3 protein-coding genes are annotated in these 4048 nt (G+C 67.1%); all 3 read left to right on the plus strand.

Going from position 1 to position 4048, the window contains the following annotated elements:
* Positions 1-1206 (plus strand): tyrosine-type recombinase/integrase (locus ABD345_RS39735; RefSeq protein WP_344559675.1); only part of this gene is annotated, 1206 nt, incomplete at its 5' end.
* A gap of 2 nt (positions 1207-1208) precedes the next feature.
* Entirely contained in the window at positions 1209-3290 is a 2082-nt protein-coding gene (locus tag ABD345_RS39740) for a tyrosine-type recombinase/integrase (protein WP_344559677.1), read from the plus strand.
* Between the two features lie 57 nt (positions 3291-3347).
* Entirely contained in the window at positions 3348-3974 is a 627-nt protein-coding gene (locus ABD345_RS39745) for a DUF6000 family protein (protein WP_344559679.1), read from the plus strand.
* Positions 3975-4048: the final 74 nt, after the last annotated feature.

The following is a 4048-nucleotide window of genomic DNA, read 5'->3' on the forward strand; positions in this document are numbered from 1 at the left end:
GACGAAGTTATCTGGACAGATCACCTGATTCAGCGACTGTGCTGGCCGCACGAGGTGCGTATGGTTCCGGCCGTGCGAGTAATGAAGGTGCCCGATGCCGCGGCCGGTCAGCCGCAGGTGCGGCTGATGGACGCAGCTGATGAGCCAGTGGTCGAAGTCGATGACTTCCTGCGATTGTTGACCGTTCGGGCGTACTCGACGAACACTGTCCGCGCATACGCGTACGACCTTCTGAAGCTGTACCTCTTCTGCGAGGAACGCGGCTTCACAGCAGACGAGTTCACACCGGCGCGGGCGATGGAGTTCCTGGAGTGGCTGCGGCTGATGTCGTCGTCGCGGCGCGCGCAGCGCCTGGAACTCGGTGTCGCGGCCGGCGATGGGCGGTTGCTGTCGCCGAAGACGTGCAACCGGGTGCTCGCCGCGGTGTCGTCGTTCTACGAGTTCCTGATCGCCAGCGAGCGGTACGTCGGCCGGGACAATCCGATCGTCAAGAAGGTCGACCAGGCTGCGGCGCGAGTGCCCGACCGGCACCGGCCGCCGCTGGCGAATGCGCGCCGACAGCAGCCAGTGCGCCGGGTGCTGCGGGTGAAGACGGTGGAACCGGTGCCGCGGCCGATGCCGGACGACGTCTACCGGGCGCTTCTCGATGAGCTGCGTACCCGCCGCGACCTGGCGCTGCTGGAGGTGATGTGGGAGGGCGGGCTGCGTCCGGGTGAGGTGCTGGGGCTGCAACTGGGGGACATCTCCTATGGACAGCGCCGGGTGACGATCCGCAAACGGGACGATCATCCGCGCGGCGTGCGGCAGAAATCGCGCCGTGATCGGGTGGTCGATCTGTGGGAGGGGCGGGCGCTGGCGGCGCTCAGCGCCTACGTGATGCGCGAGCGCCCGGCCGACGTGGACACGCCGTGGATGTTTCTGGTCGGAGGCCGGGGAAAGCGCCGGGGCGAGCCTCTGGGCTACGACGCCCTGGTGCGGATGTTCGCCCGGGCCGCAGCGCGGGCCGGAGTGCGGGACGCATGGCTGACCCCACACAGCCTTCGGCACACCCACGCGACCCGAATGTTCGAGGGAGGCATGCGGGAGTTGACGCTGATGACCCGGCTCGGGCACGCGACACCCGACTCGATGAAGGTCTACACCCGGGTGAGCGATCCCGAGGTCGTCAAGGACTACCGTCGGGCGATCGGAGAGCAGGACACGTGAGCGTGAATGCACCACAGTGGGCAGCGTCAACACCGGCCGCCTCCGCACGCTGGCTTCCCCAGCATTGCCCGGAGGCGGAGTACGCGGCCTTCATCGCTGCTTTGCCGATGAGTAACGGCTGGCGCCGAAAGCACGCCCAGTTCCACCTGCGGTTCCGGCGGACCTACCCCGATCTGCACACATGGTTCGCAGAGCCGCTGCGGATTCGGCTTGGCTGGCGCAACGGCGAGGGACAGAACCGCCGTTGCGCTCCCGAGCCCGCATCCGATCCTGCGACGGCATGGATCAACTTCAACGCTCGCCACTATCTGACCTACCTCGCTCTCACCGGACGCATGCGCATGGACTGGGGCTGGCTGCTGGGGATCGGCGTGCTCAAGCCGTTCCTTGTCGCCGATCACCTCGGGCTGCCGCTGCGGGAGCACAGCGAGCGGTTGCGTGACGGTCTCCTGGCGCTCGGGCACATCCGCGATGACGAGGGCTTCCGGGTTCCCTGGGGCTTGATCAGGCTGGTCATGCACCGCGGCGACCCCGACCTGAACACGCTCGTCGGCGACGACGTCGAGACCATGCGGCACGCCATCCGCCACTGCGAACGCATCCCCGGTCTGCTCCAGGTCATCGGCGAGGACCGCTGCCCCACCCTCAAGCTGTCCTGGGCGACGAACGCCTTCCGCACCGGCCTGGCGCTGTTCCACACCGGCATCACCGACCGGCCGCCATCCCGCGAGACGGCGAGCCCGCCACCACGGCTGTGCTCCAAGCCGCGGATCGACGCCGTCTTCGAACGCTTCCTCGCCGAACGCGCCCTGGTCCTGCGGCCCGAGAGCATGTCCAGCACCCGCGGCGGGCTGCGGCGCTTCGGGCTCTGGCTGGACACCGAGCGCCCACAGATCGACAGCCTCGACCAGCTCAACCGCGCCGACCTGGTCGCGTTCATGGAGTCGGTTCACCGGCTTCGCAAGATCAAATATCCCGACGAGCCACTCAGCCGGGCCTACCGGGCCGGCATCATCTCGACCGTCGCCGTGTTCTTCCGGCATGCCGCCGTCGCCGAATGGGACGACGTCCCGGCCCGCCCTCTGATCACGCATGCCGACATGCCTCGCGTGGTCGAACGCGTCCCGCGGTTCATCCCCGAAGACCAGCTCGGGCCAGTCATGGACCAAGTCCGGTCGCTGGATTGCCCGTTGCAGCGGTGTGCGCTGCTGGTCGCCCGGTGGAGCGGCGCCCGCCGCACCGAGATCCGCAAGCTCCACCTCGACTGCCTCGACACCTACCCGGACGGCACCCCACGACTGCGGCTCGCCGCCGGAAAGGCCCTCAAGGAACGCACCGTGCCGCTTCATGAGGAAGCCGCCGACGCCATCCGCACGCTCGCCGCATTGCGGCAGATGCAGTACGACCGAGGCATCCACGACTCCGACCTCGGACGCCCGGTGCGCTACCTGTTCCTGCGCAACGGAGGCCTCGCCGGCCCCGACTACCTGTTCGCCAACCCGCTCCGCGCGATCTGCCAGGGTCTCGGAATCCTCAACGGCGTCGGCAAGCCCGCCATCCACCCGCACCGCTTCCGCCACACCCTGGGCACCCAACTTGCCGAGAAAGGCGCCCGCGTCCAGACCATCATGAAGGTCCTCGGACACAAAAGCCCCGGCATGTCGATGACCTACACGCACATCTCCGACCCCACGGTCCTGGCTGACTACCAGGCCGTCCTCAAGCCCGGCGCGGTCATCGCCGGCCCGCTCGCCGACACCCTGCGCTCCGGACAACTCGACCAGGACGCGCTGGACTGGCTGAAGACCAACTTCTACAAGACCGAACTCGAACTTGGCCGCTGTCTTCGCCTGCCCCAGGAAGGCCCCTGCGAGTGCGACCTCTACCTGACCTGCGCGAAGTTCATCACCACGCCCCAGTACGCGCCCCGGCTCCGTGAACGCCTCTGCACTGAGCGGCAACTGATCACCGACGCCAGAGACCGCGGCTGGGAACGTGAAATCGAACGCCATCAACGCATCGCCGACCGCATCACCGGCCTCTTGGATGACCTCGGTGAACTCCACGACGAGCCGACCGGCTGAGGCGGCGGACCAGCCAAACCGCTGGTCGAGCAGCCGCGTCCACGACAGGATGCCACCATGCGCCACGCCGACGAACAAGCCGAGTTGCTCAAGCTCATCCGCCGCTATGTCACGCCCGACCAGCGTTACCTCAAACTCGGTGGCAGCTTCCTGCACATGACCGAGCGCAAGCGCACCAAGTTTGCAAGGGAGCTCGGCAAGGCTGCCAGCGAAATCACACCTGGTGAACTGGCCATTTTGCTCGAAGGCGGGTGGCGAGAGCGCACGACCGCCGCCTGGCTCATTGCCGTCGCCCGCAGAACCGAGTTCCGTGAACGCCTCGGTGAGCTCCTGCTCGCCAGCGAGGTCTGCTTCGCGGGCTCCGCCTACTGCATCACCTTCGCCACCTTCGGCACTCAAGCCGACGCGGACCTGTTGGCCGCATACCTCGATCGCTACCTCCGACGTCCCGACCTCTACTACGACCAGACAGCCGCCATGGGTGCACTCCTGCACCTCGACGCCAAGCTCGGTGCCGGTCAAGCGACCAAGTTCCTGGCTCCAGACGGCCTCTGGCACCAGTGGATCGACGGACCACCCCGCAAGGAGCACCACGACACACCGGACAGCTACCGCGAGAGCACCGGCCAGTTCTGCGTCTTCGCTGATGAGAGCACTGAGTACTGCACGGCACGAAAGCGGTGACACCGTCCCCGGCAGGGTGACACCTGATCGAAGGAATCTGCCGTCGCAGAACTCAAAGTTGTCCAGATAAGTGA

It is taken from the genome of Kitasatospora saccharophila, assembly GCF_039529925.1.
GTDB classification, from domain to species: domain Bacteria; phylum Actinomycetota; class Actinomycetes; order Streptomycetales; family Streptomycetaceae; genus Kitasatospora; species Kitasatospora saccharophila.

What these genes read in the sequence shown, in the direction of transcription:
- ABD345_RS39745 (WP_344559679.1), top strand. Translation starts at nt 3,348, where the DNA reads ATGCGCCACGCCGACGAACAAGCCGAGTTGCTCAAGCTCATCCGCCGC.